Source organism: Aeromonas sp. QDB54, assembly GCF_027707385.1.
In the GTDB taxonomy this organism is placed as follows: domain Bacteria; phylum Pseudomonadota; class Gammaproteobacteria; order Enterobacterales; family Aeromonadaceae; genus Aeromonas; species Aeromonas hydrophila.
Genome location: NZ_JAPCIT010000005.1, coordinates 91,506 through 116,021 on the forward strand (window position 1 = coordinate 91,506; position 24,516 = coordinate 116,021).

Below are 24,516 nucleotides of genomic sequence, written 5' to 3' on the forward strand. Positions count from 1 at the left end.
CGATGGATCCGGATTTTCATATTAAGACAGGAGTAAGCAATGAGCCCGATCAATGTCGCCAAGTTTGGCGGAACCAGCGTCGCCAACGCGGCAGCCATGAACAACTGCGCCGATGTGGTGCTGGCCAACCCGGCCACCCGGGTGGTGGTGCTGAGTGCCAGCGCCGGTGTCACCAATCTGCTGGTGGCACTGGCTCAGGGCGATCTGGACGAGGCGGGCCAGGAGGCGCAACTGGCCAGGCTCACCGAGATCCAGCAGGCCATTCTGACGGCGCTGGGCGACTCAGGCGATCTGAGTGACCTCATCCACGGCCAGCTCGGTGAGATCCGCACCATGGCACGCCAGGCCCATCTGCACACCGATGCCGAGCTGGCCGACAGGCTCATCGCCTGCGGCGAGCTGATGTCCACCCGCCTCTTTACCGAACTGCTGCGCCAGCGTGGCGTCAAGGCCTGCTGGCAGGATGCGCGCCAGTTGCTGCGCACCGACAGCCGCTTTGGCAAGGCCAGCGTGGATCTGGCCGCCACCCGCGCCCTCTGCCAGGCCGCGCTGGGCCCCCTGCTTGGCGACAGCCTCATCATCACCCAGGGCTTTATCGGTGCCGACGGCGATGGGCGCACCACCACCCTGGGCCGGGGCGGCTCCGATTACAGCGCAGCTCTGTTGGCCGAGGCACTCGACGCCGGCTCCATCGAGATCTGGACCGACGTGCCCGGCATCTACACCACGGATCCGCGCCTGGTCACCCGGGCCCGCCCCATCCCCGAAATAAGCTTCGTGGAGGCGGCCGAGATGGCCACCTTCGGCGCCAAGGTGCTGCACCCGGCCACCTTGCAGCCGGCGGTGCGCCAGGACATCCCGGTGTTTGTCGGCTCCAGCAAGGATCCGGCCGCCGGCGGCACCTGGATCCGCGCCAGCACTCGCACCAATCCACTGTTTCGCGCCGTGGCCCTGCGCCGCAACCAGGTGCTGGTCACCCTGCACAGCCTCAACATGTTCCACGCCTACGGTTTTCTGGCCGAGGTGTTCGGTATCCTGGCCCGCCACCGCATCTCGGTGGATCTCATCACCACCTCGGAGGTGAGCGTGTCGCTGACCCTGGATCACACCGGCAGCCAGAGCAATGGCGAGCCCATCCTCGGCGACAAGGTGCTGGCGGAGCTTGGTCAGCTGTGCAAGGTGCAGGTGGAGACGGGGCTGGCACTGGTGGCGCTCATCGGCAACCGGATGAGCGAGGCGGCCGGGGTGGGCAGTCAGGTCTTTGACGCCATTCGCGAGCACAACATCCGCATGATCTGTTACGGCGCCAGCGCCCACAACCTCTGCTTCCTGGTCAAGGAGGACGAGGCCGGCCACATCGTCAACCGCCTCCACCAGGAGCTGCTCGACTGATGTACTGACACAACATGGAAATAAAAGAGGGGCCGGCTGGCCCCTCTTTTTATATAGGGTGGCATGAAGATGCGATATGAGTGCGGTTCTCCCTAACCCACCAGGGTCGGTACCGGCAGCAGGTTGGCCCGGATCTCCTCGCGCAGCCCTTCCAGCCGGCTCAGCAGCGCCACCTGACTTAAGCCCGCCTCGTCGGGGCCCAGGTTGTCCACCAGCTCGGCGAAGTGTTCGGTCACCGCCTGCTGCAACCAGTCGAGCCGGCGCAGAGTGAGCGGGCCGCAGCTCTTGCCGCTGAGATCGTCGGCAATGTCGAGCCGGTGGCTGCGATACATGTCGCGCCACCAGTTGGCAGCCAGCGCTTCCTCGCTGGCCAGCGCCGAACGCCACTCCCCCAGCAGGCTCTGCAAGCGGGCCAGCACCGGTGCGCTCGCCCCCTCCCGGGTCAGGTGTTGCAGCTCCCGCTGCGCCCAATTGATACACAGGCCGCGCCAGTAACGAAACTGCGGCAGCGGATCCGGCTCGTCAAGCCACAGGCCCGAGAGGGTGCGGGTCTCCAGCCGCTCCGGTACGTGAAATGCGGGATCGGTGAGGCCGTTGGAGTTGAATTCATGGCGGGGGTCAAAGGGCCACATGTAGCCAAAGTCGAACACGCTGATCTGCTGGCCGTCGTCGAGCAGGTTGCCGGGGCTCGGATCCCAGTCGAACCAGCCCCAATGGGCCAGCTCCGCCTGCACCGCCAGCATCTGCGCCAGGTTGCGCTCGTTCAGTTCATGCACCGGCACGCCCCGCAGCCAGGGAGAGACCAGCACGCCGGCGCGGGCCGAGCCAAAACAGGTACAGACCACGTTGGCCAGGATGGTGGGGTGCAACTCCCGCAGGGCCTCTATCTCGCGGCGGCGCTCCAGCTCGGTCAGGAAGGCGGTTCTGCCGTCCACGTTGGCCACCAGGGAGTCGTGCCGGCGCCGCTTCAGGCACCAGTGATGTCCCTCCACCTTGAGGTGGAACACCTCGGCGGTGAGGCCGTGACGATAGACCTTGAGCACCGCCGGATGATCCTCCTTGAGTCGCACCAGCTTGGCCACGGACAAGGGACAGTCCTGCTCGCGCCCGATCCGGATCTCCTGTTTGCTCTCCAGCATGCGGAGCAATCTTGCCTGACGTGCCGCTACTTTGGGATTCATACATGTACCTCCATCCATATTGAGAGACTAAGCAGCAAGGCAGAGGCAGGCCAGTGGCAAAGCGCCATGATGACGCTTTCATCACAGAATGAGTGCGGCCCCCGGATCGGGATCACAGTTTGCATGGTTTCACGGTCACGCAATGTTCATTGTTCGGTCATTAAATTGACAACAAGGAACAAGCCCATCACCATCGGGTCAAATTAAATGCAGCAGCCATGTTTCATCGTCACTCGCTCAAAGGATGAGCCCATATGAAAGCCCCCACTTCAGCGCGCTTGTCAGCCAGGGTGCCCGCTCTGCCCGCCGTGCTGCTCGCCCTGCTGGCCGCGCTGCTGCTGCTGACCCTGTTGCTGCCGCAGATCAACCCCGCCAGCTGGCTCGGTCGGGCCCAGCCACTGGTGCTGGGGCCGGCGGACAACCCCATCGCCACCCTCACCCGTCACGCCCTGCTCTACAAGAGCGACAGCCGCGGCCTCTATCTGGTGGTTCGCAGCCAGTGGCAGTTGCGCGGGCCGCTGCAGGAGGGTGACAAGGTCAGGGTGGAGCTGCTCAATGAGAGGGGCGAGCGCATCGATCAGCTGAGCCAGCCGGTGGACAAGCGCCAGCAGTGCCGCAAGGGGCGCTGCACCCTGGATCTCAACAGCACCCTGCGCGCCCCCGACGACGCCCTGGCCAGCCGCTATCAGCTGCGGATCGGCCTGCTGCTCAAGGAGAGACCCGAGAGCGGTGAATTCAGCCAGATCCTGCAGACCCTGCCGGAGCGGGGTTTCAACCTCACCTATCTCTGCACCAGCCTGCTGCTGGTGCTGGCCCTGAGCGCCGCCGTGCTGAAGGTGGTGCTGCCCACCCTCAGGCGCAATCTGCGCTGGCGCATCGCCGGCAGCCTGCTGCTCGGCAACCTCACCTTCGTGCTGCTGCACGGCTTCGTGGTGTTCAAGCTGGGGGAGTTTCTGCTCTGGTCAGGCTTTCGCCCGGAGCACTACTACCTCGCCTGGGGCAGCATGGTGCTGGGCTGGAGCCTCTGCGCGCTGGCGGGCTTCAACCTCTACATGGGGCTGGTGTTCACGGCGCTGTCCGGCATCGGCCTGCTGGCGAATTTCATGAAGATCGCCATCTACGGGGTACCGCTCGGGGGGGACGATCTCGGCAACCTGGTGGCGCTGCTGCGCATCCTGCTGGAGCAGCACCCGGTGCTGCCGCTGCTGGGTGGCGTGCTCGCCCTCTTCTTGTGCTGGCGCTTCGCCCTGTCGCGCTGGATCCTGCGCACCCTGGCCGCCACCGCCGCCTTCTTTGCGCTGTGCGTGTTCGCCACCCAGACCGGCAACAAGCTGCTGGGGCCCAACATTCGTTACGTGGACAGAGCGGTCAACTACCACAGGGACATCATCCGCTCGGGGCCCGGCCTCTATCTGTTCAACCTGGTGGACGAGATGCTGCAAAGTGGCAGCGTGTTTCGCTATCCCTTGCAGATCAACGAGTTCACCCCTCAGCTCAGCCACGTCAGTCTGAGCCAGCCGCCCCGCTTCGATCTGGTGATCGTGCTGCAATATGAATCTCTCTGGCTCGGCTGGCAGGGCAAGATCTGCGCGCCGCCCCCCACCCTGAGCCTGCCGGCCAGCGTGCAACAGTGGCACAAGACCATCCACTCCCCCACCACCGGCGGCATGACGGTACTGGCGGAGTTCGAGATGAACACCGGCCTGCCGGTGGGGCTGCTCAAACAGGGGGTGGTACCCTACTACTACCTCTCGGAGCAGGTGCCGGGCCTGGCGCAAAGTGCGAAGCAAAGTGGCTACCAGACCCTGTTTGCCCACCCCTATGTGGAGAAATTCTGGGGCCGCGCCAAGGCGATCCCGGCGCTGGGCTATGAGGAGCGCTGGTTCGATACCCGCTTCTCCACGCTCGAACACAAGGGGCTCTATATCTCGGACGATGCCCTCGTCGACCACCTGCTCAAGCGCAGCGAACAGGATGACAAGCCGCTGTTTGCCTACGCGGTCACCATGCAGGGGCACGGCCCCTTCGACGGGGATCGCTACCAGGCCCAGCAGCTCGACAAGGCATGCCCGGATCAGAGCGACGCCGATCGCCAGCTGCTCAACACCTACTACACCGGCGTGGTGGATGCCATGGCGTCGCTGGAGCATCTGCTGACCAGCCTGGATCGCTCAGGCAAACGCTACCTGGTGGTGGCGTTTGGCGATCACCAGCCGTTCCTGATGTCCGCCGGCAAGGGCATTCACGGCGACAAGCCGCCCCGCGATGCCAGCTACCAGATCCCCATGATGGCCTTTGCCCGTGCCGATGACTCCCTCAATCTGGCGACCCAGTTTGCCCCGGTGCGCCAGCTCTATCAGATGGGCCAGGCCACTCGCCAGCTGCTGGCAGGCGACATGACCTCCATCCCTGATCTGGCCTTGCTCCACCCGGTGCTGGGAGAAGAGAAGGGTTTCGATGTAGCCCCCCTGGTGCCGCAGATCCGCGCCAGCTTCCGGCCCGACGCCCTGCCCTGAGCCCCGCTACCGCGGGACAGATGACAAAGAGGTCGCCCAGGCGACCTCTTTGTCTATTTGCCGATGCGGCCATGGCAGCCAAAGCGGGCTCACTCGCCGAGCCAGGGTTCGCACAGGGTGAGGCGCTGGGCATCGAGATCCAGCATCGCCTCGATGCCTAGGGGCAGGGTCAGCATGGGGTGGGTGTGGGCGCAGTCATACTCCGCCAGAATGGGGAAGGTCGGCTCCCCCACCACCTCCAGCAGGATATCGAGCGGCCGCCGGCCGCTGCCCTGACTGTCAAACAGCTCGTGTTTGCCGAGCACCAGGGCACCGATGCGATCAAATACCCCGCACAGTTTGAGGTGGGCAAACGAGCGCTCCACCGTCGCTGCCAAATGGAGGCTGTCTTCCAGCAGCAGAATGTCCCCCTGCTCGATGGCCGGCATATAGGGGGAACCCCAGATCCCCGCCATCGTATTGAGGTTGCCGCCGATAAGCCGGCCCCGCACCCGACCGGAGCCCACCGAGATCAGCCGATTGGGCTGACCGACCTTGGCCCGGGTCTGGTTCTCCCAGTCAAGCCGCTCCTCGGTCCACTGCGCCGGGGTCGGCACTGTGTGGGGCACGGCGGCGCCACCGGCCTGGCAGATCTGGCGAAAGCCCGCCAGCGTCTCGTCCACCAGCGGCGAGAGCTCGCCGAAAGAGGCCACCAGCGCCGGCCCGTAGAAGGTGACCAGGCCAGTGCGGGCATGAATGCCGAGCAGCAGGGCCGTCACGTCGGAGTAACCGATGACTATCTTGGGATCGCGCTTGAGTGCATCGAAATCGAGGTAAGGCAGCAGGGAGTTGGAGTTGTTGCCGCCAATCACCGACATGATGCAGCGCACCTCCGGATCGCGAATCAGAGCATTGAGCTCGTCAGCCCGGGCGACGATGGAGCCGGATCGCCAGTGATCCTGCTGGCCGGTGAGGCTGCCTGCCTTGAGTCTGAAACCCTGCCCCTCCAGAAACGCCCCGGCACGGGCAAAGCGGTTTGGTGCCCAGGCGGTAGCCGCACTGGAGGGAGAAAAAAAGCCGATGGTATCGCCGGGCTTGAGCCCCGGCGGTTTGAGCAGAGCCATGAATTGCGTACTCCCTGACAGAGATGATGGGGCCCCGCTCCCGGGGCCGACGGACAAAAATCGTCTCCATCCTAGTCCAGTTCCAGCGAGCGTCACAAGTGGTCACCTTGGGTCTTTTTGTTCATAAAAACAAAACGACTGATTTGAAATTGACAGATATCCCGAACAATAACCCCTGCCTAGAATGTCCCCACTCCGCTCGTCAGCCCCGCGCTGGCATTTTCGACACGACTCGGCACTGCCGGCTCAGCGATGAGGCCCCCATATGAACAGAACCATCTCTCCCCACGCATTGGTCGTCGAAGGCGGCGCCATGCGCGGCATCTTCGCCAGCGGCGTACTGGATGCCTTCATCGAGCACGATTACCACCCTTTCGACTTTGCCATCGGCGTCTCGGCGGGCGCTACCAACCTGCTGGCCTATCTCGCCAGCCAGCATGGTCGCAGCCACGACATTCTGACCGAGCTGGCCTGCCGCCAGGAGTTCATGGATCCGCTGCGCTTCGCCAAGGGGGGCAATCTGGTGGATATCCACTGGCTATGGCACACCAGCTGTCGCAAGTACCCGCTGGACGTACACAGCTACCGGCAAAGCGGCATTCCATTCTACGCGGTGGTGACCAACACCCTGACTGGCAAGGCGGAGTACATCCGGGTCAAACCGGAGAACATGAACGAGGTGCTGCCCGCCAGCTGCGCCATTCCCCTCGCCTCCCATGAATACCCGGAAGTGAACGGGGTGCCGATGACCGATGGCGGGGTGGCCGACTCCATTCCGGTGATCGAGGCCTACCGGCGCGGCGCCCGTCAGCTGACGGTGATCCTCTCCGAGCCACTCGGCTATCGGCTCAAGCCGATGCCCTTCCCCTGGATGATCCGCACCCTGCTCAAGACCCGCCCCGCGCTGGCGCAGGCGCTGGAACAGCGGGATCGCAGCTACAACGAGGCGCTCGATTTCATCGCCCATCCGCCGGCGGACTGCCAGATCGAGGTGATAGCGCCGGCCGACTACTTCCCGGTCTCCCGCTTTACCCGTGATCCCGACAAGCTGGAGCTCGGTTATGTGATGGGCAAGTGCGCCGGCTATCAGGCCGCCCTGCTCAATTGACAAGGGTTTTACAGGCATGACCCGACCTGCCGCGACGCACGCGCCGCCAACACAACAACAATCGGGTCAGTTGAGCAACATGAGTCATAAAAACAGACCGTGGCGAGGCAAGCGTGGCCAGCACAGGTGCCAGACACTCTGATCGGCCCGCGCCTCATCCCTATGCCAGGGCATCTCGCCCTCATACAAGGTGTTTATTTATGTCGTTTCTTCTCACCCATCCCGCGCTGGCGCAGCTGTTCGAGCGGCTGCTGCCCGATTACCGGATCATGGCGCCCGCGGCTGAATATCGGGGTGGCCGCTTCTCCGACACCGACAACGTCACCTACCACAGCATCCGCCATCCGGCCGATCTGGTGTGGCAGGAGAAGTCCCACTTCTCCCCGAAAGAGGTGGTGATCCCCATCACCCAGACCCTGTTCCACTTCGACAATCTGGAGCTGCGCGAATCGAAGGTGGAGGCCAAGCCCACCCTGCTGTTTTTGCGCAGCTGCGATATCCACGCCTTGCGCCGACTGGATCAGGTCTACCTGAAAAACGGCCAGAACAGCGACGTCTACTACGCCCGGCTGCGCAGCAAGCTCAAGCTGGTACTGCTGGAGTGCCGCGAGAGCTTCGAGAACTGCTTCTGCGTCGCCATGGGCAGCAATGAGACCCAAGACTACGCCGCCGCCATTCGTCTGAGCGATGAGGGTGCCCGCATCGAGGTCAAGGATCCCGAGCTGATCGGCTACTTTGCCGAGCTGGGCGAGCCCGACGACTTCACCCCGGAATTTGTCCAGAGCAACCCGGTCAAAGTGCGCACCCCGGACAGCGTCTGTGACGATCCCAAGCGCATTCGCCAGATCCTCACCGCTCACCCGGTCTGGGCCGAGTACGACAGCCGCTGCATCGGCTGTGGCCGCTGTACCACCTCCTGCCCTACCTGCAGCTGCTACAGCGTGCACGACCTCACCTATGCGGAGAATCCCAAGCAGGGTGAGCGCCGTCGCCAGTGGGCCAGCTGCATGGTGGATGGCTTCAGCGACATGGCCGGTGGCCACGGTTTTCGCGCCAAACATGGCGAGCGCCTGCGTTATCGCGCCCTGCACAAGGTCAACGACTACAAGGCCCGTCAGGGGAAAGAGCACATGTGCGTCGGCTGCGGCCGCTGCGACGATCGCTGCCCTCACTACATCTCCTTTAGCAACATCATCAACAAGATGACCGATGTGGTCGAACAGACCATCGCGGCCGACCACGCGCAGGGGGCGAACTGATATGTGCCAGTGCCAACAAACCGCAACAGCAGAGCAGCAGGAAGTGGTTGAGAACCGCCTGCTGCCCAAGGCCTACACCATCCTGGCCATCGAGCGCCACACCGAGCTGGAGTGGAACTTTCGGGTCTCACGCGATTTTGATGTCCACTACGGCCAGTTTGTGGAGATCTCCCTGCCCACCGTGGGCGAAGCGCCCATCTCGGTCTCCGACTATGGCGATGGCTATGTGGATCTGTTGATCCGCAAGGTCGGCAAGGTAACCGATGCGCTGTTTGCCCTCGATGTGGGCGACAAGGTGTGGATGCGCGGCGTCCACGGCAACGGCTATCCGCTGGAGACCTACCGCAACCAGCACCTCATCGTGGTGGCGGGCGGCACCGGCGTCGCGCCGGTCAAGGGGCTGCTGCGCCGCTTCAGCAAACACCCGGAAGAGGTGAAATCCCTCGACATGATCCTCGGCTTCAAGAACGAGCAGGCGGTGCTCTATCGCCACGAGATGCCGCTCTGGGCCGAGCAGCAGAACCTCATCGTCACTCTGGACGAGGGCAAGGAGAGCGAGCAGTTTCGCATTGGTCGGGTCACCGACTACATCGACCAGCTGGATATTGCTGACAAGGAGGATATCCAGGTGATCGTGGTCGGCCCCCCCATCATGATCCGCTTCGTGGTGCTCGCCTTCCTCGAGCGGGGCATCCCCAAGGATCGCATCTGGGTCGACTACGAACGCCGCATGGCCTGCGCCGTGGGCAAATGCGGCCACTGCCGGATGGGCGACACCTATATCTGCGTGGATGGACCGGTCTTTCGTTTTGACCAGGCCCAGCATCTGATCGACTGAGGGAGAACACCATGAGTCTCGATATCGACATCATCAAGGCCCGCGCCAAAAATGAATACCGCCTCTCCAAGGTGCGCGGCGAAGCGATGATCAGCGTACGCATTCCCGGCGGGATCATGCCCGCCCACCTGCTGGCGGTGGCCCAGCAGATCGCCGAACAGTACGGCAACGGTCTGATCCACCTCACCACCCGCCAGAAGCTGGCGATGCCCGGCATCAAGTATCAGGACATGGACAAGGTCAACACCGCCCTCGAGCCCTTCATCAAGGAGATCGAGGTGGAGACCTGCGGCATTGAGGTGGATGACACCCGCGCCGGTTACCAGACCATCGGCGGGCGCAACATCGTCGCCTGTCAGGGCAACACCATCTGCCAGAAGGGCAATATCGACTGCACCGGGCTGGCCCAGCGGATGGAGAAGCATCTCTACCCCAACCCCTATCACCTCAAGATGGTGATCGCCGGCTGCCCCAACGACTGCGCCAAGGCCAACATGGCCGACTTCGGCATCCTCGGCATCGCCAAGATCCACTTCAATGCCGAGCGCTGCATCGGCTGCGGCGCCTGCGTCAAGGCATGCAGCCACCACGCAGTGGATTGCCTCGCCATCAAGCATGGCAAGGCGGTGAAGGAGGAGAGCAAGTGCATCGGCTGTGGCGAGTGCGTGCTGGCCTGCCCGACCCTCGCCTGGCAGCGGGATCCCAAGCAGCTCTACATGGTCAAGCTGGGGGGACGCACCAGCAAGAAGACCCCTCGTACCGGCAAGCTGTTCCTCAACTGGGTGACCGAAGAGGTACTGCACGCGGTGATCAAGAACCTGTTCGAGTTTGAGGCCGAGATGCTGGATGGCAAGCCCATCTACCTGCACATGGGTCACCTTATCGACCGGGCCGGTTATCACAAGTTCAAGGAGCGGGTGCTGCGCGGCGTCACCCTCAACCCGGAAGCCATGGTCGCTGACCGCATCTTCTGGGCCGAAGATCAGTACGTCGCCAACATGCACGTCAAAGCGGTGCAATAGGAAAAACCTCGTTTGGGGAAGCTGATCATAGTGGCCGACAACCGGTGGGGATCTGTCGTTGGCCCGGGCGTGGATCACGCTTCCCCCTTTTTCCTCTCACTGCACCTCAACCTCTTCTCCTCTTTTCGTCCTGCGCAGCCCGCTGCTGCCGGACCCGCATCCGGAGCCCGTTATGGACTTTCTCCCTCTCTTTTGTCAGCTGCAACAAAAGCCGGTGCTTATCGTCGGCGGCGGTGAGGTGGCGGTGCGCAAGGCGCGCCTGCTGCTCGATGCCAAAGCCCGGGTGACCATCAATGCCCCCCATCTCGAGCCCCAGCTGATGAGCTGGGCCGAGCAGGGACTGCTGACCGCCTGCGCTGCCGACTTTCACCCCGAGCTGCTCGATGGCAAATGGCTGGTGATCGCCGCCACCAACCAGCCCGAGATCAACCAGCAGGTCTTCAACGAAGCGAGCCTGCGCCAGATCTTCTGCAACGTGGTGGACTCTCCGGCCCACTGCAGCGCCATCATGCCCGCCATCATCGACCGCTCGCCGCTGATGGTGGCCATCTCCAGCGCAGGTTCGGCGCCGGTGCTAAGCCGCCAGCTGCGGGAAAAACTCGAAGCCCTGCTGCCGCAGCACCTCGGCCAGCTCGCGGCGCTGGCGGGCAAGCTGCGCGAGCGGGTCAAGGCCATACCGGACAAGCTGGCCCGACGCCGCTTCTGGGAGCGGCTCTTTAGCCATGAGCGACTGGCATGCCAGCTGGCGCGCGGTCAACAGCAGGCCGCCGAAGAGAGCATCAACGCGCTGCTCAATGAGCCACAACAGAGCAAGGGAAGCGTCACCCTGGTGGGGGCCGGCCCCGGCGATGCTGGCTTGCTCACCCTGAACGGCTTGCAGCAGCTGCAGCAGGCGGATGTGGTGGTCTATGACCGGCTGGTGTCGCAGGAGGTGCTGGCACTTGTTCGCCGGGATGCCGAGCGGATCTTTGTCGGCAAGGAGGCGGGCCGTCACTGCGTACCCCAACAGGCGATCAACCAGCTGTTGCTGGAGCAGGCTCGCCTGGGCAAACAGGTGGTGCGGCTTAAGGGGGGTGATCCCTTTATCTTTGGCCGGGGCGGCGAGGAGCTGGAGACCCTGGCCGAGGCGGGCATCCCTTTCTCCGTAGTACCGGGCATCACGGCGGCCTCAGGCTGCGCCGCCTATAGCGGCATTCCCCTCACCCACCGCGATCACGCCCAGCGGGTGCAGTTCATCACCGGTCACGACAAGGAGGGCAACATCGCGCAGGAGTGGCCGGCGCTGGCGGCCCCTCGCCAGACGCTGGTCTTCTACATGGGGCTGGCCCATGCCGGCCGCATTCAGGACGAGCTGCAGACCCACGGCCTGCCCGGCCACACCCCGGTAGCACTGGTGGAACAGGGAACCCAGCTCAGTCAGCGGGTGGTACGCGGCCAGCTGCAGCAGTTGGCGCAGCTGGCAACCCAGGTCGGCAGCCCGAGCCTGATCATCATCGGTTCGGTGGTGACGCTGGCTGACAAACTGGGCTGGTACGGCGAAGCCAATACCCTGGCCGGAGTGTAACCGCTCATAGAGCCCCCTTCAGCAGACTAGTAAAAAAGCGACGCAGGCCATGGCCTGCGTCGCTTTTATCGAAATTGGCAAACGGATTTATTCAAAGGAGATAGGGCCGGTCGAGCCTGCGTCATTGTCCTGCCACTCGCTTTCACCGCGTACTCGCGGATCGCCCTGCAGGGTATAGAGGATCATCCCCTGACGAAACTGCAGGGCACCGTCGGTGCGCTTGGCCTTCACCTTGACCTCGTTGACCCACACCTGCTCCTTGCCGTCGATCCGGATCTCGGCCACGGTCTGACCGGTGCCGCTGTTCTTGGCGGTCCACTTGCCCTGATAGGGAGAGTTGCCCTTGGCCATCGGCAACGCGGCCGCCTTGCCTGCCGACCAGGATTGCACGGTGCAAAGGCCGTTGGCGCGGTTGTCGTGCTTGATGGCGTAGTCGATGCTGGGCTCGCTGGTGGCGGAATCCGAGGTGATGCCGATCATGATCTTGCCGCTCTGGGCCGAATAGGCATTGGGGGCATCGGTTTTCAGGGTAGCCTTCTTGCCGTTGATGTAGACGCTGCCCCCTTCTCCCTTGACCTGGATATTCATGGGGCAGCTGGCGCTGAAGTTGGGCACGGCCGCCGCAACGCTGCCAGCATGGGCGGTGATGGCCAGGGTGATGATGGTCAACAGCGCTGATTTCTTGTGCATCTTGATACGCCTTGAGAGAGATGAAATTCATCCATGCCGGATGTCGTCCTGATGGCACACACTCTAGTGCTGACGGCTCACCGCCGCCCAGTTAAAAAATATGAAATCGGCAGCGGGCCATTATTAAAAAATATTAAAGATAGAAATCAAAAAGTTATGAGCATGCATTGGCACATTTTCCGCTGATGGCCAGGGAAGCGGCACCGCCAGCACCCACAAAAAAGCCGATAACCAGGTTATCGGCCTTTGCCAAAGCAGGGGGAGCGCAGGCTTAAACCAACACGGCGGTGCCGCTGATGCTGACCATCAGCATGCTGCCGCTTTGTCCCACCACCTCGTAGTCGATGTCGATGCCGACCACCGCATTGGCCCCCAGCGCCGCGGCACGCTCCTTGAGCTCGTCGAAGGCGATTTCCCGGGCCCGGGCCAGCTCTTTTTCATAGGCGCCGGAGCGACCACCGATGATGTCGCGGATGCCGGCGAACAGATCCTTGAACACGTTGGCGCCGAGAATGGCTTCGCCCACGACGATGCCGCGGTACTCGCGAATGGTCTTGCCTTCCAGGGTGGGAGTGGTTGAGAGGATCATCTTGATTTCCTTGTGGAGTGTACTGGGGAGACAGCCTAAAGCAGCGCAGGAGACCAGGCAAGCAGGCAGACTCGATACGTGCCAGCCAGACCCTGGCTGATCGTCTCCCATCTCCCACAGCCACAGCCCGATGAGAGGCTTGTTTATCGGCAGAAGTTATCGGCAAAAGACAACACCGGGCCGCCGACACGCCCCGTGCAGACGCCCCTTTCATTAGCCGATCCGGCTCAAACATCAAGTGACAAAACTATCAGTTGTGACCCATTTTGCCTTTCCCTAGGGTGAGTCTGTCCCGGCACCAGCGCGGGGACAGACCCACTTCGTCACGAGGAGAGCAGCATGATGCAGCAGGATACCCGACTACCTCACCCCACCCTCGCACTGGAGGCATGTTCCCCCGCCAGTCCGCTCGCCGACACCGCGATGGAGGCCATGTCATGACCACGATCGCCACCCTGGATCTGGGGGATCAAGGTCTGCTGGCCGCCTACCTGTCGGCCACCTCACCCGCCCTGCTCAACCAGACCTATGCGAACTTGCTGTTGATGCAGCAGTCCTTGGCCAATAGCGAGATCGACTCCACCCTCGCGGTAAAAATCGAGGCCTATCAGGCCCAGATGATGAATCAGGCACGCTATTACCAGCAGACCAACCTGTCCGGCCTTATCCACCTGCTGAGCAACGGCTCCAACTTCTACGCCCTGGTCGCCGCGTTCAACCGCCTGCTGGGTCAGGAAGACGACGCCGCCGTTCTCGCGGGCGGAGCCCGGCTGGGACAGCAACTGACGTCCCTCGTCGATCAGGCCCAGAGCTACCGGCTCAATGCCCAGGCACTCAATACCCGCGTGCAGGTGGCCTGGGGCTCCCTGCGCCCCCTGATGACCCAGTTCAACGGCGTCATCACCCAGCTCGAGCAGGATCTGATGGCCGACGCCAAGCGTCAGACCGAGATCATTGACGCCCTCAACCAGGCTATCGCCGCCAATATCCAGGCGATCGTCGATGAGGGCGGCAAGGCCGGTGAGGGGGTCAACCAGCTGGGACGGGCCATCGTCACCTCGCTGACGCTGGAGCAGAAACCGGCCGACAAGGGGGCCAAACCCGCCACCTCGCAGGAGATAGCCAAAGAGACCGATCAGCAGACCCAGTACATGATCTCCGGCCTCGAGGCGCTCTCCTCAGGCATCGCTGGCTCCAGTCAGGCGGCCCGCGAGCTCAAGACCAACACCGACAAGCTGGCCCAGGCCTACCAGGCACTGGCCGCCACCAACGCCCTGCTGAGCGTGGCCAAGTCGGTGCAGGCGCAAAACCAGCTGTTTGTCGACACCTACAGCCGGGTTGCCGACACCGTCACCCAGTTGCCCGCAGGCTGGCAGAAGGTGGCCGACGCCTATCAAGGGGCCGTGCCCGTGGTCACTGACCTCAACAGCCCCGACGACGTACGCCAGCTGCGGCGCACCGTGGCGCTCAACACCCAGTCCTGGCAGCTGCTCTCGAGCCAGGTTGACGACATCAAGGCAGCCTACGCCGGCAACGGCATCCTGCCCGACGCTTAATCCCACCACGCAAGGACACGCCAAATGGCCAATGCAACAACCATTACCATGGACCAGGGTATGGCCAACCAGGCTTCCCAAGCCATGCAGATCCAGACCTACTGCAACAGCGTCAAGCAGCAGGTGCCGGTGGACTTCAGCCAGTTCCCGAACCTCAAGGACAACCAGACCCAGATCAACCAGGGGCTCGATCTGGCGAAGGGGCACGCCGACCTCTATCTCAATACCATCCAGCCGCAGATCATCACCAACATCAGCAACATCTCCAACTACTTTGCCCTGCAAAACGCCATTCCGGCCGTGCTGCCGCCCGGCTCCACCAAGGCGCAGTGGCTCAGGCAGCTGAGCGTCATCAAGGAGCAGGCTACCGAATATCAGCGGCTCTCCGCCGACACCCGACTGGTGATCGTCAATCTCAACAACAACCTCATCACCGACTCCAGCAACTTCCAGGGAATCGTGGTGAACCTCAACAGCAAGGTGCAGGGGGATAACGGGGTGCTCGCCCAGCTCAACGGCGACATCGACAAGGTGAACTCGGCCATCGACGGCGCCATCGCCGGCATCGTCGCCGGGGGGCTGCTGGTGATTGGTGGCGCCTTCGTCACCGCCATCGGTGCCGTGGCTGACTTCGTCACCGCCGGCACCTCGACCCCGGTGGTCATCGGCGGGGTCGCCATGATGGTCGCCGGGGCCGGCGGCATCACGGCTGGCGCCATTGTGCTGCACAACTCGCTGGGCGCCCGCCAGGATCTGTACCAGAAACGCAGCAGCCTCAACAGCGAGGTGCTGATCGCCACCCAGATCGGCAACGGCTACAAGGGGCTGCAGGTGCAGGCGCAAAACGCCGTCACCGCCGCCACCCAGATGAGCAACGCCTGGGACTCCCTCACCTCCGATCTGGGCAGCCTGATCACCGACCTGGACAAGGGGATCACCAGCGGCGACGACATCCGTCAGCTCTGGCTGACCGCCGCCGACACCACGGTCAAGACGGTGCTCACCGACGTGACCACCATCAAGGCCCAGATGGCCGGGGTGAGCCCGCTGCAGGTGCCGCAGACCGACACCATCGCCAACTTCGTGGCGCGCCTGGCCGCCTAAACCACGGGAGGGCGGCCTGGCCGCCCTCTTTCATAAGGAGACCCCATGAGCAACGGCATTCTTTCCCAATCCATTGCCAACATGCAGCAGGCCGAAGCGACCATTCAGTCCTTCAGCGGTCTGCCGCAAAACGCCGTCAACATCCAGCAGAACGTCGGTGAGGTGGTTGCCGCCCTGCTGCCCCAGGTGCAAACCATGCAGCAGCAAGTCCTGGCATTTGCTGCCCGCCTGGAGCTGCAACTGACCCAGCAGCTGGCCAATACCGGCCCCTTCAACCCCGAGGCGCTCAAGACGTTCGTCGATCTGGTCCAGCAGGAGATCGCCCCCATCCAGACCCTGACCGCCCAGACCCTGATCGCCAGCCAGACCGCCAACGATCGCATCACGCAAGACAACATCGCGTTGCAACGGATCGGCGTGGAGCTGCAAGCCACCATCGCCGGGCTGCAATCCAACCTGGACGGCGCCCGGCAGGAGCTCGACTCCCTCAACAAGAAAAAACTCTACCTGCTGGGGCTGGGATTGCTGGGGCTGCCGGGCCTCATCGCCCTGGCCGTCACCCTGACGCAGACCCAGAACAAGGTGAGCAGCCTGGAGGGACAGGTGAACCAGATTGAAGGGCAGATCCAGCGTCAGCAAGGCTTCCTCGGCCAGACGACGGCGTTTTCCCAGCAATTTGGCTCCCTCATCGATCGGGTGAGCAAGGTGGGCAACACCATCAGCCTGCTCGGCGGCGACATTGCCAACGTCGCCCGCGATGCCGGGCAAGGAGATCCGGAGCTGGCGCGGCTGTTCTTCACCGCCGCCCTCACCGAGGTGCGCACCCTGCAGGTGGATGCCTCCTGATACCCCAGCAACAAAAAAGGAGAGGCCAGGGCCTCTCCTTTTTCATAGTGCGCGTTTCATGGTGCGCGGGGCCGTTGCCGCCCCGCCACATTTGCCCCAGGCGGCTTAGTGCAGCTTCAGGGTCGGGCGCAGCACCCGGTTGATGCGGCCCACCAGCATGATGAGGCCGGTCTTGACGTAGCCGTGCAGGGCGATCTGGTGCATCCGGTAGAGCGAGATGTAAACCAGACGGGCGATGTAGCCCTCCACCATCATGGAGCCGCGCATCAGGTTGCCCATCAGGCTGCCCACGGTGGAGAAGCGGCTGAGGGATACCAGCGAACCGTGGTCGTGGTAGAGGTAGGGCTTGAGCTCACCACCATTCATCTTGACCAGGATGTTCTTGAACGCCTGGGTCGCCATCTGGTGGGCGGACTGGGCGCGCGGCGGCACGAACTTGCCGTCCGGCTGCGGACAGGCGGCGCAGTCACCGATGACGAAGATGTTCTCGTCACGGGTGGTCTGCAGGGTCTCTTTCACCACCAGCTGGTTGATGCGGTTGGTCTCAAGACCGGCGATATCCTTCATGAAGTCCGGCGCCTTGATACCGGCCGCCCACACCATCAGGTCAGCTTCAATCAGCTCGCCATCCTTGGTGTGCAGACCCTCGCTGGTCGCTTCGGTGATCATGGTGGCGGTACGCACGTCCACGCCGAGCTTGACCAGCTCCTGGTGGGCGGCGCCGCTGATGCGCTCCGGCAGCGCTGGCAGGATGCGGGGGCCCGCTTCCACCAGGGTCACCTTCAGGCTGTCGGTGGTCAGGTTCTTGAAGCCGTAGGCGTAGAGCTGTTCAACCGCGTTGTAGAGCTCGGCAGAGAGCTCGACGCCGGTGGCGCCGCCGCCGACGATGGCAATTTTCACCTTGTCGCCCGGCTGGTACTCGGTGGCGAACTGCAGGAAGCGGTTCATCATGCTGTTGTGGAAGCGGTGCGCCTGGGTGGGGCTGTCCAGGAAGATGCAGTGATCCTTGATGCCCTTGGTGTTGAAGTCGTTGGAGACGGAACCGATGGCCATCACCAGGTAGTCGTAGGGCAGCTCGCGTTCGTTGACCACGATGTCGCCGTTATCGTCGACGATCTTCCCCAGCACGATGCGTTTCTCGTCGCGCTTGATGTCGGTCAGGGTACCCAGCTGGAAGTCGAAGCCGTGGTTCTTGGCGTGGGACTGGTAGCTCAGGGCATCGATGCCCGCGTCCATGGAGCCGGTGGCCACTTCGTGCAGCAGGGGTTTCCACAGGTGGGTACGGTTGCGATCAACCAGGGTGATCTTGGCCTTGTTCTTCTTGCCCAGCTTGCGGCCCAGGCTGGTGGCCAGCTCCAGACCGCCGGCACCGCCGCCGACGACAACAATATTGGTCATGGTTAATTACCTCGGTTCCATTAAAGCGAAGGGAGCCATCGGCTCCCTTGATAGTTGAATCCATGACGTGACGATCAATCAGGCTTCTTTGAAAGCCTTCATCTGTTGCAGGTGATGAGAGATGTTCTTGAACTTGTGTGTCTCTCGCTCATCCCACACGATGTTGTAATAATTCTTCAATTCACGCTCAGTTTCGCCATTATCGCGCACTTCATCCTGAACGGAAAGGATGCAGAGGCAATTTCCTGAATTTTTACTACGAAATTCAGACACACATTTGGTGCCGATATCCTCGTACTCTTCCGGTCGGTCAATCTTGCCCTGCATGGTGATTTCGGGGTGCAGGTTGGGGTTGAAGATCACCTGCTTGATGCCGCACAGGAAGCCGATGCGCTCGCTCCAGTACCCACCCAGCCCCACCCCGCAGATGAGGGGTTTGGGATCGGTACTCATGTCGAGCTGCTTCTTCACTTCCTTGAGCAGGTGGCTCATGTCATGACGGGGGTGAACCGTGCTGTAGTGCACGAAACGCACATCATCATCAATAAACTGCAACTGCAGCACTTTCTCGTGATTGCCCGGGCTGGTGGCATCGAAGCCATGCAGATAGATGATCATGGATAAGACCTCAGGATCTGTGTCGGTTTTATCGAAGCTACCCCAGCGGCGGGGCCCTGCGCCACCAAAACATCCTACTTTCTTGCTTTGGATCACGCCCTCGGTTACGGATGAAACCAGACGGCGCGCCGCCGTCCACTGCCGGCTATCAATCTGAGAGCCCGACCGACCGAAATGATAACCGGGCTACCAATCTGAAAGCCCGCCCCCATCGACTGGCAAACGATTGTCAGCCATCGGCGCGTGCAAGCGTGATCCCGCCTGCAAAAATGCGCATGAACAGGGTCAACAGACACCCATGCCTGCCGGCTGAGCACGGTTCCTGCACTCTCCCTGCGATACCGCGTGAAGGCAACTTTCGCCTGCGCGGCCGGATCCAGGGCGACCCGGACCCCATCCATGAACGGGACAGCTAGCCTGCCCCATCTTGCCCGGCCAGAGCCGCCGGGTCGCAAGGAGTGATCTGTTCATGAACCAGACCCAGCCCCCCGGGGCGGCCAAGGGCCGCGCCATCGACGAAGTGGAGCGCCTGCTCCCCCCCGGCCAGCTCTTTACCCTCGGCCTGCAGCATGTGCTGGTAATGTATGCCGGCGCCGTGGCGGTGCCGCTGGTCATCGGCGGCAGCCTGGGGCTGCCCAAGGATCAAATCTCCTATCTCATCAGTTCGGATCTCTTCTGCTGCGGCATCGTCACCCTGCTGCAGTGCCTTGGCATCGGCCGTTTCGCCGGCATCCGCCTGCCGGTCATCATGTCGGTCACCTTCGCCGCCGTCATGCCCATGCTGGCCATCGGCACCAACCCGGCGCTGGGGCTGACCGGCATCTTCGGCGCCACCATCGCCGCCGGCATCCTCTCCACCCTGTTGGTGCCGCTCATCGGCCGCTTGATGCCACTCTTTCCCACCGTGGTGACCGGGGTGGTCATCACCTCCATCGGCATCAGCATCATGCAGGTGGGCATCGACTGGATGGCGGGGGGCAAGGGCAACCCCGAGTACGGCAGCCTGCGCTACATCGGCACCAGCTTTCTGGTGCTGGCCTTCATCCTGCTGGTGACCCGCTTCACCAAGGGCTTTTTCAGCAACATCTCGGTGCTACTCGGGATCATCTTCGGCTTCGGGGTGGCCATCGCCATGGGGGAAGTGAGCCTGGACGGACTGAGTGAAGCGGCCTGGTTCGCCCCCATAGTGCCGTTCGCCTTCGGCTGGCCCACCTTCGATCCCATCTCCATCGCCACCCTTACCGTCATCATGTTGATCACCTTCATCGAGTCGATGGGGATGTTTCTGGCGCTCGGCGACATCGTCGGCCACCCGGCCAGTCGGGGCGACATAGTGCGCGGCCTGCGGGTGGATGGCATCGGCACCATCATCGGCGGCATCTTCAACAGCTTCCCCCACACCTCCTTCTCCCAGAACATCGGCCTGGTGAGCGTGACCGGGGTGTCGAGCCGCTGGGTCTGCGTCATGTCGGGGGGGATCCTGCTCGCCTTCGGCCTGGTGCCCAAGATGTCGGTGCTGGTCGCCTCCATTCCCCCCTTCGTGCTGGGGGGCGCCGGCATAGTGATGTTCGGCATGGTGCTGGCCACCGGCATCCGCATCCTGGCCAGGGCCGACTACAACAGCAATCGCCACAACCTCTACATCGTCGCCATCAGCTTAGGGATAGGCATGATCCCCACCGTCTCCGGCCACTTCTTCCAGCACTTCCCCGCTGCCCTGCAACCGCTGTTTCACAGCGGCATCCTGCTGGCCACCCTCAGCTCGGTGCTGCTCAACCTCTTTTTCAACGGCTACCAGCCGGACCTGCGCCACCAGCCGAGGCCCCTGCTGGTGGGGCCGGTGCGCCCGCCCGATCAGCCGCAACCAGGCAAACCCGCCCCATAAAAAAACGCCGGGCAGCATGGCTGCCCGGCGGTTTCATTCAGCAAGCCTGTGTTAGCCGCGGGTCTGGGCGAAACGCTCCACCGCCGCTTCCACCAGCGCCAAGCTCCCCTGCCAGAAGGCGCTCTGGCGGATGTCCTGGCCCAGGTGCTTGGCCACCAGATCTTCGGCGCTCATGCGCCCGGTATCGCGCAGCAGGTCGCGATAGGCCTGGGCCACATTCGTTTCCCCCGCCGCCTGACGGCTCATCAATTGCTGATAGACGCCGAGACTGAACAGATAGCCGAACAGGTAGGGGTAGTTGTAAAAACCCAAGCCCGCGATGGAAAAGTGCGCCTTGGCCGCCCAGAACAGCGGGTGATAGCGGCACAGGCTCTGCTCGTACCAGCGGCCCCAGGCCTCGTCGGTCAGCGCCTTGAGCCGCGCCGGCGAGACATAGCCCGCCGCCCGCTCCGCCACCAGCGCCCGCTCGAAATCGAAGCGGGCCGGGATATTGACCAGGAAGGTGGCGGCGCCGTCGGCTTCCGCCCAGGCGATGGCCTGCTGCTCTTCGGGAGTCTGCGCCTGCTCGAACAGGGCACTGCGCACCAGGGTCTCGGCGAAGATGGAGGCGGTCTCCGCCAGCGTCATGGGGTAGCTGCGCTGGCTCATGGGCAGATCGCGAATGAGCCAGTTGTGCCAGGCGTGGCCGAGTTCGTGGGCCAGGGTGATGACGTTGTCCATGGTGCCGGCATAGGTGATGAAGACCCGCGGCTCCACCGGTTCGGCAAACTTGGTGCAGTAGGCCCCGGTGCGCCGGTTGGGGGTGGGCGCGGCATCGATCCACCCCTTTTTAGCCATCATGCGGGCAAACTCGCCCATCTCGGGATCAAAACGAGAGAACGCCTCGGCGATGATCTCGATCGCCTCCTCGAACGGGATCTCGCGGCTCACCGCGGCCGGCGGCGGGGCAAACAAATCCTCCGGCCCCAGCTCCTCGATGCCGAGACGCTCGGCCATCAGCCCCAGCGCCCGCTGACCGAGCCCGCGTGCGCGCCAGGTCTCCTGCATCAGGGTATCCAGGGTCGCCCGCTCGATATGGCTCTGATGGCAGGAGAGATCGAGCGCATCGAGCTGGCGGCTGCGGCCGCGCTGGCGCGAAAGCTCAAGCCGCCAGCCGTTGATGGCGTTGAGGATGGCGGCCACCGTCTCCTGCTCCCCCTCCCAGCCGGCGCTGATGGCATCGAACGCCTCCCGGCGCAGGGCACGCAGCGGGCTGGAGAGCAGGTTGCTCGCCTCGGCCAACCCCATCTCGCGGCCATCGGTCACCAGCCGGATCTTGCCCACCAGATCGTTGTAGAGGTTGCCCCAGGCGTGCAGGCCGTCGGTGCCAAGGCCGATCACCAGCTGCTCCGCCTGCACCGGCAGGCGCTGATCCTGCAAGCGGCGCTCGTGACGCAGCCGGTACGCCTCCTCCCCCAGCAGGGAGTCGGCCATCAGCTGCTCAAATTCAGCCTCCGGCAGGGCCAGCATCAGATCCTCGACCGGGGCCAGGGTCTTGAACAGATCGGCATTGAGGGCACGAGCGCGGGAGGCCAGCTGCTTGGCCAGCTCGTCACGGGCATCCTGACTGCCCCGACAGGCTGCCAGCACGGCCAGGTTCCAGCCGATGTTGCGAATGCGCTGGGCCCGCAGCCGCACTTCACGCAAGAAATCCTGCAGTGCCTGCGCATTGGCCCGCACGGCACCAAGCCCCTCGATGAACAGACCGAGTTCGTCCACACTGGCGCGTGCCAGGGCGAGATCGGCGGCCACCTGCGGGCAGTCGAGGGCGGGATAGATATGCTGGTTTTGCCACTGTTGTGGGTAGATTCGTTGCTGCATCAAATGCTCGTCATCAGGTTGCGGGGCCGAGCCCCTTTGAATGCGCGTGGCGAGCCACAGGGCCCGCCACCAGGATAAAAACCGCCGTGCTGCCTACACCAGCCGCTCGAGGCGGGCGACCGCCTCTTCCACATAATCGAGGCTCTCCTGCCAGAAGGCAGGCTCACGGATGTCGACCCCCAGATGCTTCTCCACCAGCTCTTCTGCGCTCATGCGGCCGGTGTCGCGCAGCAGCTCACGATAGGCGTGGACGAACTCGCGCCCCGCCCGCGCCTGCTGGGCATAGAGCCCCAGGCTGAACAGGTAGCCAAACAGGTAGGGGTAGTTGTAGAACCCGAGCTCGGCGATGGAGAAGTGGCCCTTGCTGGCCCAGAACAGCTCGTCATATTGACTCAGGGTGTCACCATACCACTGCTGCTGCGCCGATTTCATCATCTGCCGCAGCTGGCCGGCCCCCACGTAGCCCTCCTCCCGCGCCGCCACCAGGGCCCGCTCGAAGGTAAAGCGGGCCGGCACGTCGAGCAGCAGGCTGGCGGCCCGCTCCCCGTCCAGCCAAGCGATGGCCCGGCGCTGCTCCATGTTGTCGGTGGCCGCCAGCAGGGCATCGCGCACCAGTGCCTCGGCAAACAGAGAGGCGGTCTCCGCCAGCGTCTTGGGGTAGTCACGCTGCTCCAGCGGCAACTCCCGCAGCAGCCAGCTGTGCCAGGCGTGCCCCAACTCATGAGCGAGCGTGATGACGTTGTCCAGGGTCCCCTCGAAGGTGAGAAACACCCGCGGCTCGGGCGGATCGGCATACTCGGTGCTGTAGGCACCGCTGCGCCTGTGCTCGCTCGGGGCGGCGTCAATCCAGCCATTGGCCGCCATCATGCGGGCAAAGGCCCCCATCTCGGGGTCAAAGCCGGCGAAGGCGTCGGCCACCAGGGCCAGCGCCTGTTCGAAGCCGATCAGGCCGCTCGCCGCAGCCGGCGCCGGGGCATAAAGATCCCAGGGGGCGAAGTAGTTGATCTGCTGGGCGCAGGCCATGGCGCGCAGAGCCCGTCGCCCCAGCTCCTTGTGCTCGCCTGCCGCCGTCATCAGGGTCTCCAGGGTCACCCGCTCTAGGTGCCCCTGATGGCAGGAAACGTCGAGCGCATCCCACCTGCGTTCCCTGCCACGCTGGCGAGCCAGCTCGTTGCGCCAGCCGTTGATGGCGTTGAGGATGGCGGCCACCGTCTCCTGCTCCGCCCCCCAGGCGGCCTGGATGGCGTGCCAGGCGGCGGCGCGCCGCGCCCGCTGCGGGTGGGCCAGCAGGTTGTCCGCCTGGGCCAGCCCCATGGGCTGCCCCTCCACCACCGGCCTGAGCCTTCCGACCAGGTTGCCGTAGAGATCCCCCCACCCCTGCAGGCCGTCCACGCTCAGCCCCGCGATCAGCTGTTCGCTCTCCAGAGAGAGCCACTGATCCTGCTGGCGCCGGTCGTGACGAATGACGTAGGCGAGCTCGAACAGCTCGGGATCCTGCAGCAGGGCGCGCACCTGCTCCTCGGGAGCGCGCACCCAGAACAGGGTCACCGGCTTGCAAAGCTGGGTCAGGCTCGCCTGCAACTGCTGGCCGCGGGAGAGCAGCACCCGGGCCGCCTCGTCGCGCCCATCCCGGCTGAGCCGGTTGTAACCGTAGGTCTGGCAGTTCCACTCCAGCCGGCGCACCTCGCGCCAACAGGCCCTGATGGCCCGAAGCAGATGGCGCAAGGCATTGATGTCGTTGGTTTTGGTGAGTTCATCCAGCAGGGGTGGCAGGCGGTTAAGGGCCTCGCGAGCACGCTGGAAATCGGCGTCGATCGCCGGGCAGTCGGGGGCGGCATAGATGTGATCATCCAGCCAAACGGGTGGTTTCATGACCTTCCTTGTCTGTTTGCGTCCATGTGGGCTGACCCCGCCTCTGTGAGCGGGTGTCTGCCGGATAGTACGAAGGGGGCAGGTCCTTGCCTAGCCCCCATCCGAGGCAACAGAC

General features: G+C 63.6%; 20 protein-coding genes. 12 read left to right on the forward strand and 8 right to left on the reverse strand.

All coding sequences use genetic code 11. The features are described from left to right. The first annotated feature begins 39 nt into the window (after positions 1 to 39). A complete protein-coding gene (lysC, locus tag PG881_RS06570) occupies positions 40 to 1,392 on the forward strand; it encodes a lysine-sensitive aspartokinase 3 (RefSeq protein ID WP_118881033.1) in 1,353 nt (450 codons plus the stop codon). Between the two features lie 92 nt (positions 1,393 to 1,484). On the opposite strand, the gene PG881_RS06575 is transcribed toward lysC, so the two are convergent. Further along, positions 1,485 to 2,573, reverse strand: a complete 1,089-nt coding sequence (locus PG881_RS06575) for a hypothetical protein (RefSeq protein ID WP_011706391.1) — start codon at positions 2,571 to 2,573, stop codon at positions 1,485 to 1,487. A gap of 254 nt (positions 2,574 to 2,827) precedes the next feature. Between PG881_RS06575 and PG881_RS06580 the strand changes: the two genes are divergently transcribed. After that, positions 2,828 to 5,089: an LTA synthase family protein gene (locus PG881_RS06580; RefSeq protein WP_270798847.1), complete on the forward strand. Its 2,262-nt coding sequence runs from the start codon at positions 2,828 to 2,830 to the stop codon at positions 5,087 to 5,089. Between the two features lie 89 nt (positions 5,090 to 5,178). Here the strand turns inward: PG881_RS06580 and PG881_RS06585 are convergent, their stop codons facing one another. Continuing rightward, positions 5,179 to 6,192 (reverse strand): S66 family peptidase, encoded by a 1,014-nt coding sequence (locus PG881_RS06585; protein ID WP_118881031.1) that lies wholly within the window; start codon positions 6,190 to 6,192, stop codon positions 5,179 to 5,181. Between the two features lie 265 nt (positions 6,193 to 6,457). On the opposite strand from PG881_RS06585, the gene PG881_RS06590 reads away from it, so the two are divergent. The 5 genes from PG881_RS06590 to cysG all read left to right on the forward strand — a co-directional run bounded on the left by PG881_RS06590 (position 6,458) and on the right by cysG (position 11,983). Then, complete coding sequence (locus PG881_RS06590; RefSeq protein WP_118881030.1) at positions 6,458 to 7,300, forward strand: patatin-like phospholipase family protein; 843 nt, start codon at positions 6,458 to 6,460, stop codon at positions 7,298 to 7,300. 200 nt (positions 7,301 to 7,500) lie between these two features. After that, positions 7,501 to 8,559 (forward strand): anaerobic sulfite reductase subunit AsrA, encoded by a 1,059-nt coding sequence (gene asrA, locus PG881_RS06595; RefSeq protein ID WP_118881029.1) that lies wholly within the window; start codon positions 7,501 to 7,503, stop codon positions 8,557 to 8,559. Position 8,560: 1 nt separating this feature from the next. Continuing rightward, positions 8,561 to 9,397, forward strand: a complete 837-nt coding sequence (gene asrB, locus PG881_RS06600) for an anaerobic sulfite reductase subunit AsrB (RefSeq protein WP_318841810.1) — start codon at positions 8,561 to 8,563, stop codon at positions 9,395 to 9,397. An 11-nt stretch (positions 9,398 to 9,408) separates the two neighbouring features. Beyond that, entirely contained in the window at positions 9,409 to 10,419 is a 1,011-nt protein-coding gene (asrC, locus tag PG881_RS06605; protein WP_118881027.1) for a sulfite reductase subunit C, read from the forward strand. Positions 10,420 to 10,591: 172 nt separating this feature from the next. Then, complete coding sequence (gene cysG / locus PG881_RS06610; RefSeq protein WP_264098503.1) at positions 10,592 to 11,983, forward strand: siroheme synthase CysG; 1,392 nt, start codon at positions 10,592 to 10,594, stop codon at positions 11,981 to 11,983. 87 nt (positions 11,984 to 12,070) lie between these two features. Here the strand turns inward: cysG and PG881_RS06615 are convergent, their stop codons facing one another. Beyond that, positions 12,071 to 12,673, reverse strand: a complete 603-nt coding sequence (locus PG881_RS06615) for a hypothetical protein (protein ID WP_118881025.1) — start codon at positions 12,671 to 12,673, stop codon at positions 12,071 to 12,073. 33 nt (positions 12,674 to 12,706) lie between these two features. On the opposite strand from PG881_RS06615, the gene PG881_RS06620 reads away from it, so the two are divergent. Then, entirely contained in the window at positions 12,707 to 12,859 is a 153-nt protein-coding gene (locus tag PG881_RS06620) for a hypothetical protein (protein ID WP_164672833.1), read from the forward strand. A gap of 85 nt (positions 12,860 to 12,944) precedes the next feature. On the opposite strand, the gene PG881_RS06625 is transcribed toward PG881_RS06620, so the two are convergent. Next, the gene (locus tag PG881_RS06625) at positions 12,945 to 13,262 is read right to left on the reverse strand and encodes a heavy metal-binding domain-containing protein (protein WP_011706400.1); all 318 of its coding nucleotides are present in this window, start codon (positions 13,260 to 13,262) and stop codon (positions 12,945 to 12,947) included. A gap of 437 nt (positions 13,263 to 13,699) precedes the next feature. Between PG881_RS06625 and PG881_RS06630 the strand changes: the two genes are divergently transcribed. The 3 genes from PG881_RS06630 to PG881_RS06640 are packed head-to-tail and all read left to right on the forward strand — an operon-like array spanning position 13,700 to position 16,768. Further along, entirely contained in the window at positions 13,700 to 14,818 is a 1,119-nt protein-coding gene (locus tag PG881_RS06630) for a hypothetical protein (protein WP_162901904.1), read from the forward strand. Positions 14,819 to 14,842: 24 nt separating this feature from the next. Continuing rightward, a complete protein-coding gene (locus tag PG881_RS06635; RefSeq protein ID WP_270798865.1) occupies positions 14,843 to 15,922 on the forward strand; it encodes an HBL/NHE enterotoxin family protein in 1,080 nt (359 codons plus the stop codon). A 45-nt stretch (positions 15,923 to 15,967) separates the two neighbouring features. Further along, the gene (locus tag PG881_RS06640) at positions 15,968 to 16,768 is read left to right on the forward strand and encodes a hypothetical protein (protein ID WP_118881022.1); all 801 of its coding nucleotides are present in this window, start codon (positions 15,968 to 15,970) and stop codon (positions 16,766 to 16,768) included. Between the two features lie 105 nt (positions 16,769 to 16,873). Here the strand turns inward: PG881_RS06640 and PG881_RS06645 are convergent, their stop codons facing one another. Further along, positions 16,874 to 18,166, reverse strand: a complete 1,293-nt coding sequence (locus PG881_RS06645) for an NAD(P)/FAD-dependent oxidoreductase (protein ID WP_264098509.1) — start codon at positions 18,164 to 18,166, stop codon at positions 16,874 to 16,876. A gap of 78 nt (positions 18,167 to 18,244) precedes the next feature. After that, positions 18,245 to 18,784 (reverse strand): alpha/beta hydrolase YcfP, encoded by a 540-nt coding sequence (ycfP, locus tag PG881_RS06650; protein WP_016351064.1) that lies wholly within the window; start codon positions 18,782 to 18,784, stop codon positions 18,245 to 18,247. 469 nt (positions 18,785 to 19,253) lie between these two features. On the opposite strand from ycfP, the gene PG881_RS06655 reads away from it, so the two are divergent. Next, complete coding sequence (locus PG881_RS06655) at positions 19,254 to 20,669, forward strand: nucleobase:cation symporter-2 family protein (RefSeq protein WP_264098511.1); 1,416 nt, start codon at positions 19,254 to 19,256, stop codon at positions 20,667 to 20,669. A 51-nt stretch (positions 20,670 to 20,720) separates the two neighbouring features. Here PG881_RS06655 and PG881_RS06660 read toward each other — a convergent pair whose 3' ends face one another. Together PG881_RS06660 and PG881_RS06665 are read right to left on the reverse strand one after the other, a co-directional pair. Continuing rightward, positions 20,721 to 22,529: a M3 family oligoendopeptidase gene (locus PG881_RS06660; RefSeq protein ID WP_118882261.1), complete on the reverse strand. Its 1,809-nt coding sequence runs from the start codon at positions 22,527 to 22,529 to the stop codon at positions 20,721 to 20,723. A gap of 93 nt (positions 22,530 to 22,622) precedes the next feature. Next, on the reverse strand, positions 22,623 to 24,401 hold the full coding sequence (locus tag PG881_RS06665) for a M3 family oligoendopeptidase (RefSeq protein ID WP_264098514.1): 1,779 nt from the start codon (positions 24,399 to 24,401) through the stop codon (positions 22,623 to 22,625). Between the last annotated feature and the right edge of the window lie 115 nt (positions 24,402 to 24,516).

Coding starts and splice junctions, on each gene's coding strand:
- PG881_RS06635 (WP_270798865.1), top strand. CDS start 14,843: ATGGCCAATGCAACAACCATTACCATGGACCAGGGTATGGCCAACCAG.
- asrC (WP_118881027.1), top strand. CDS start 9,409: ATGAGTCTCGATATCGACATCATCAAGGCCCGCGCCAAAAATGAATAC.
- PG881_RS06645 (WP_264098509.1), bottom strand. CDS start 18,166: ATGACCAATATTGTTGTCGTCGGCGGCGGTGCCGGCGGTCTGGAGCTG.
- PG881_RS06660 (WP_118882261.1), bottom strand. CDS start 22,529: ATGCAGCAACGAATCTACCCACAACAGTGGCAAAACCAGCATATCTAT.
- PG881_RS06585 (WP_118881031.1), bottom strand. CDS start 6,192: ATGGCTCTGCTCAAACCGCCGGGGCTCAAGCCCGGCGATACCATCGGC.
- PG881_RS06620 (WP_164672833.1), top strand. CDS start 12,707: ATGCCGGATGTCGTCCTGATGGCACACACTCTAGTGCTGACGGCTCAC.
- PG881_RS06615 (WP_118881025.1), bottom strand. CDS start 12,673: ATGCACAAGAAATCAGCGCTGTTGACCATCATCACCCTGGCCATCACC.
- ycfP (WP_016351064.1), bottom strand. CDS start 18,784: ATGATCATCTATCTGCATGGCTTCGATGCCACCAGCCCGGGCAATCAC.
- lysC (WP_118881033.1), top strand. CDS start 40: ATGAGCCCGATCAATGTCGCCAAGTTTGGCGGAACCAGCGTCGCCAAC.
- asrB (WP_318841810.1), top strand. CDS start 8,561: ATGTGCCAGTGCCAACAAACCGCAACAGCAGAGCAGCAGGAAGTGGTT.
- cysG (WP_264098503.1), top strand. CDS start 10,592: ATGGACTTTCTCCCTCTCTTTTGTCAGCTGCAACAAAAGCCGGTGCTT.
- PG881_RS06590 (WP_118881030.1), top strand. CDS start 6,458: ATGAACAGAACCATCTCTCCCCACGCATTGGTCGTCGAAGGCGGCGCC.
- PG881_RS06655 (WP_264098511.1), top strand. CDS start 19,254: ATGAACCAGACCCAGCCCCCCGGGGCGGCCAAGGGCCGCGCCATCGAC.
- PG881_RS06580 (WP_270798847.1), top strand. CDS start 2,828: ATGAAAGCCCCCACTTCAGCGCGCTTGTCAGCCAGGGTGCCCGCTCTG.
- asrA (WP_118881029.1), top strand. CDS start 7,501: ATGTCGTTTCTTCTCACCCATCCCGCGCTGGCGCAGCTGTTCGAGCGG.
- PG881_RS06640 (WP_118881022.1), top strand. CDS start 15,968: ATGAGCAACGGCATTCTTTCCCAATCCATTGCCAACATGCAGCAGGCC.
- PG881_RS06575 (WP_011706391.1), bottom strand. CDS start 2,573: ATGAATCCCAAAGTAGCGGCACGTCAGGCAAGATTGCTCCGCATGCTG.
- PG881_RS06625 (WP_011706400.1), bottom strand. CDS start 13,262: ATGATCCTCTCAACCACTCCCACCCTGGAAGGCAAGACCATTCGCGAG.
- PG881_RS06630 (WP_162901904.1), top strand. CDS start 13,700: ATGACCACGATCGCCACCCTGGATCTGGGGGATCAAGGTCTGCTGGCC.
- PG881_RS06665 (WP_264098514.1), bottom strand. CDS start 24,401: ATGAAACCACCCGTTTGGCTGGATGATCACATCTATGCCGCCCCCGAC.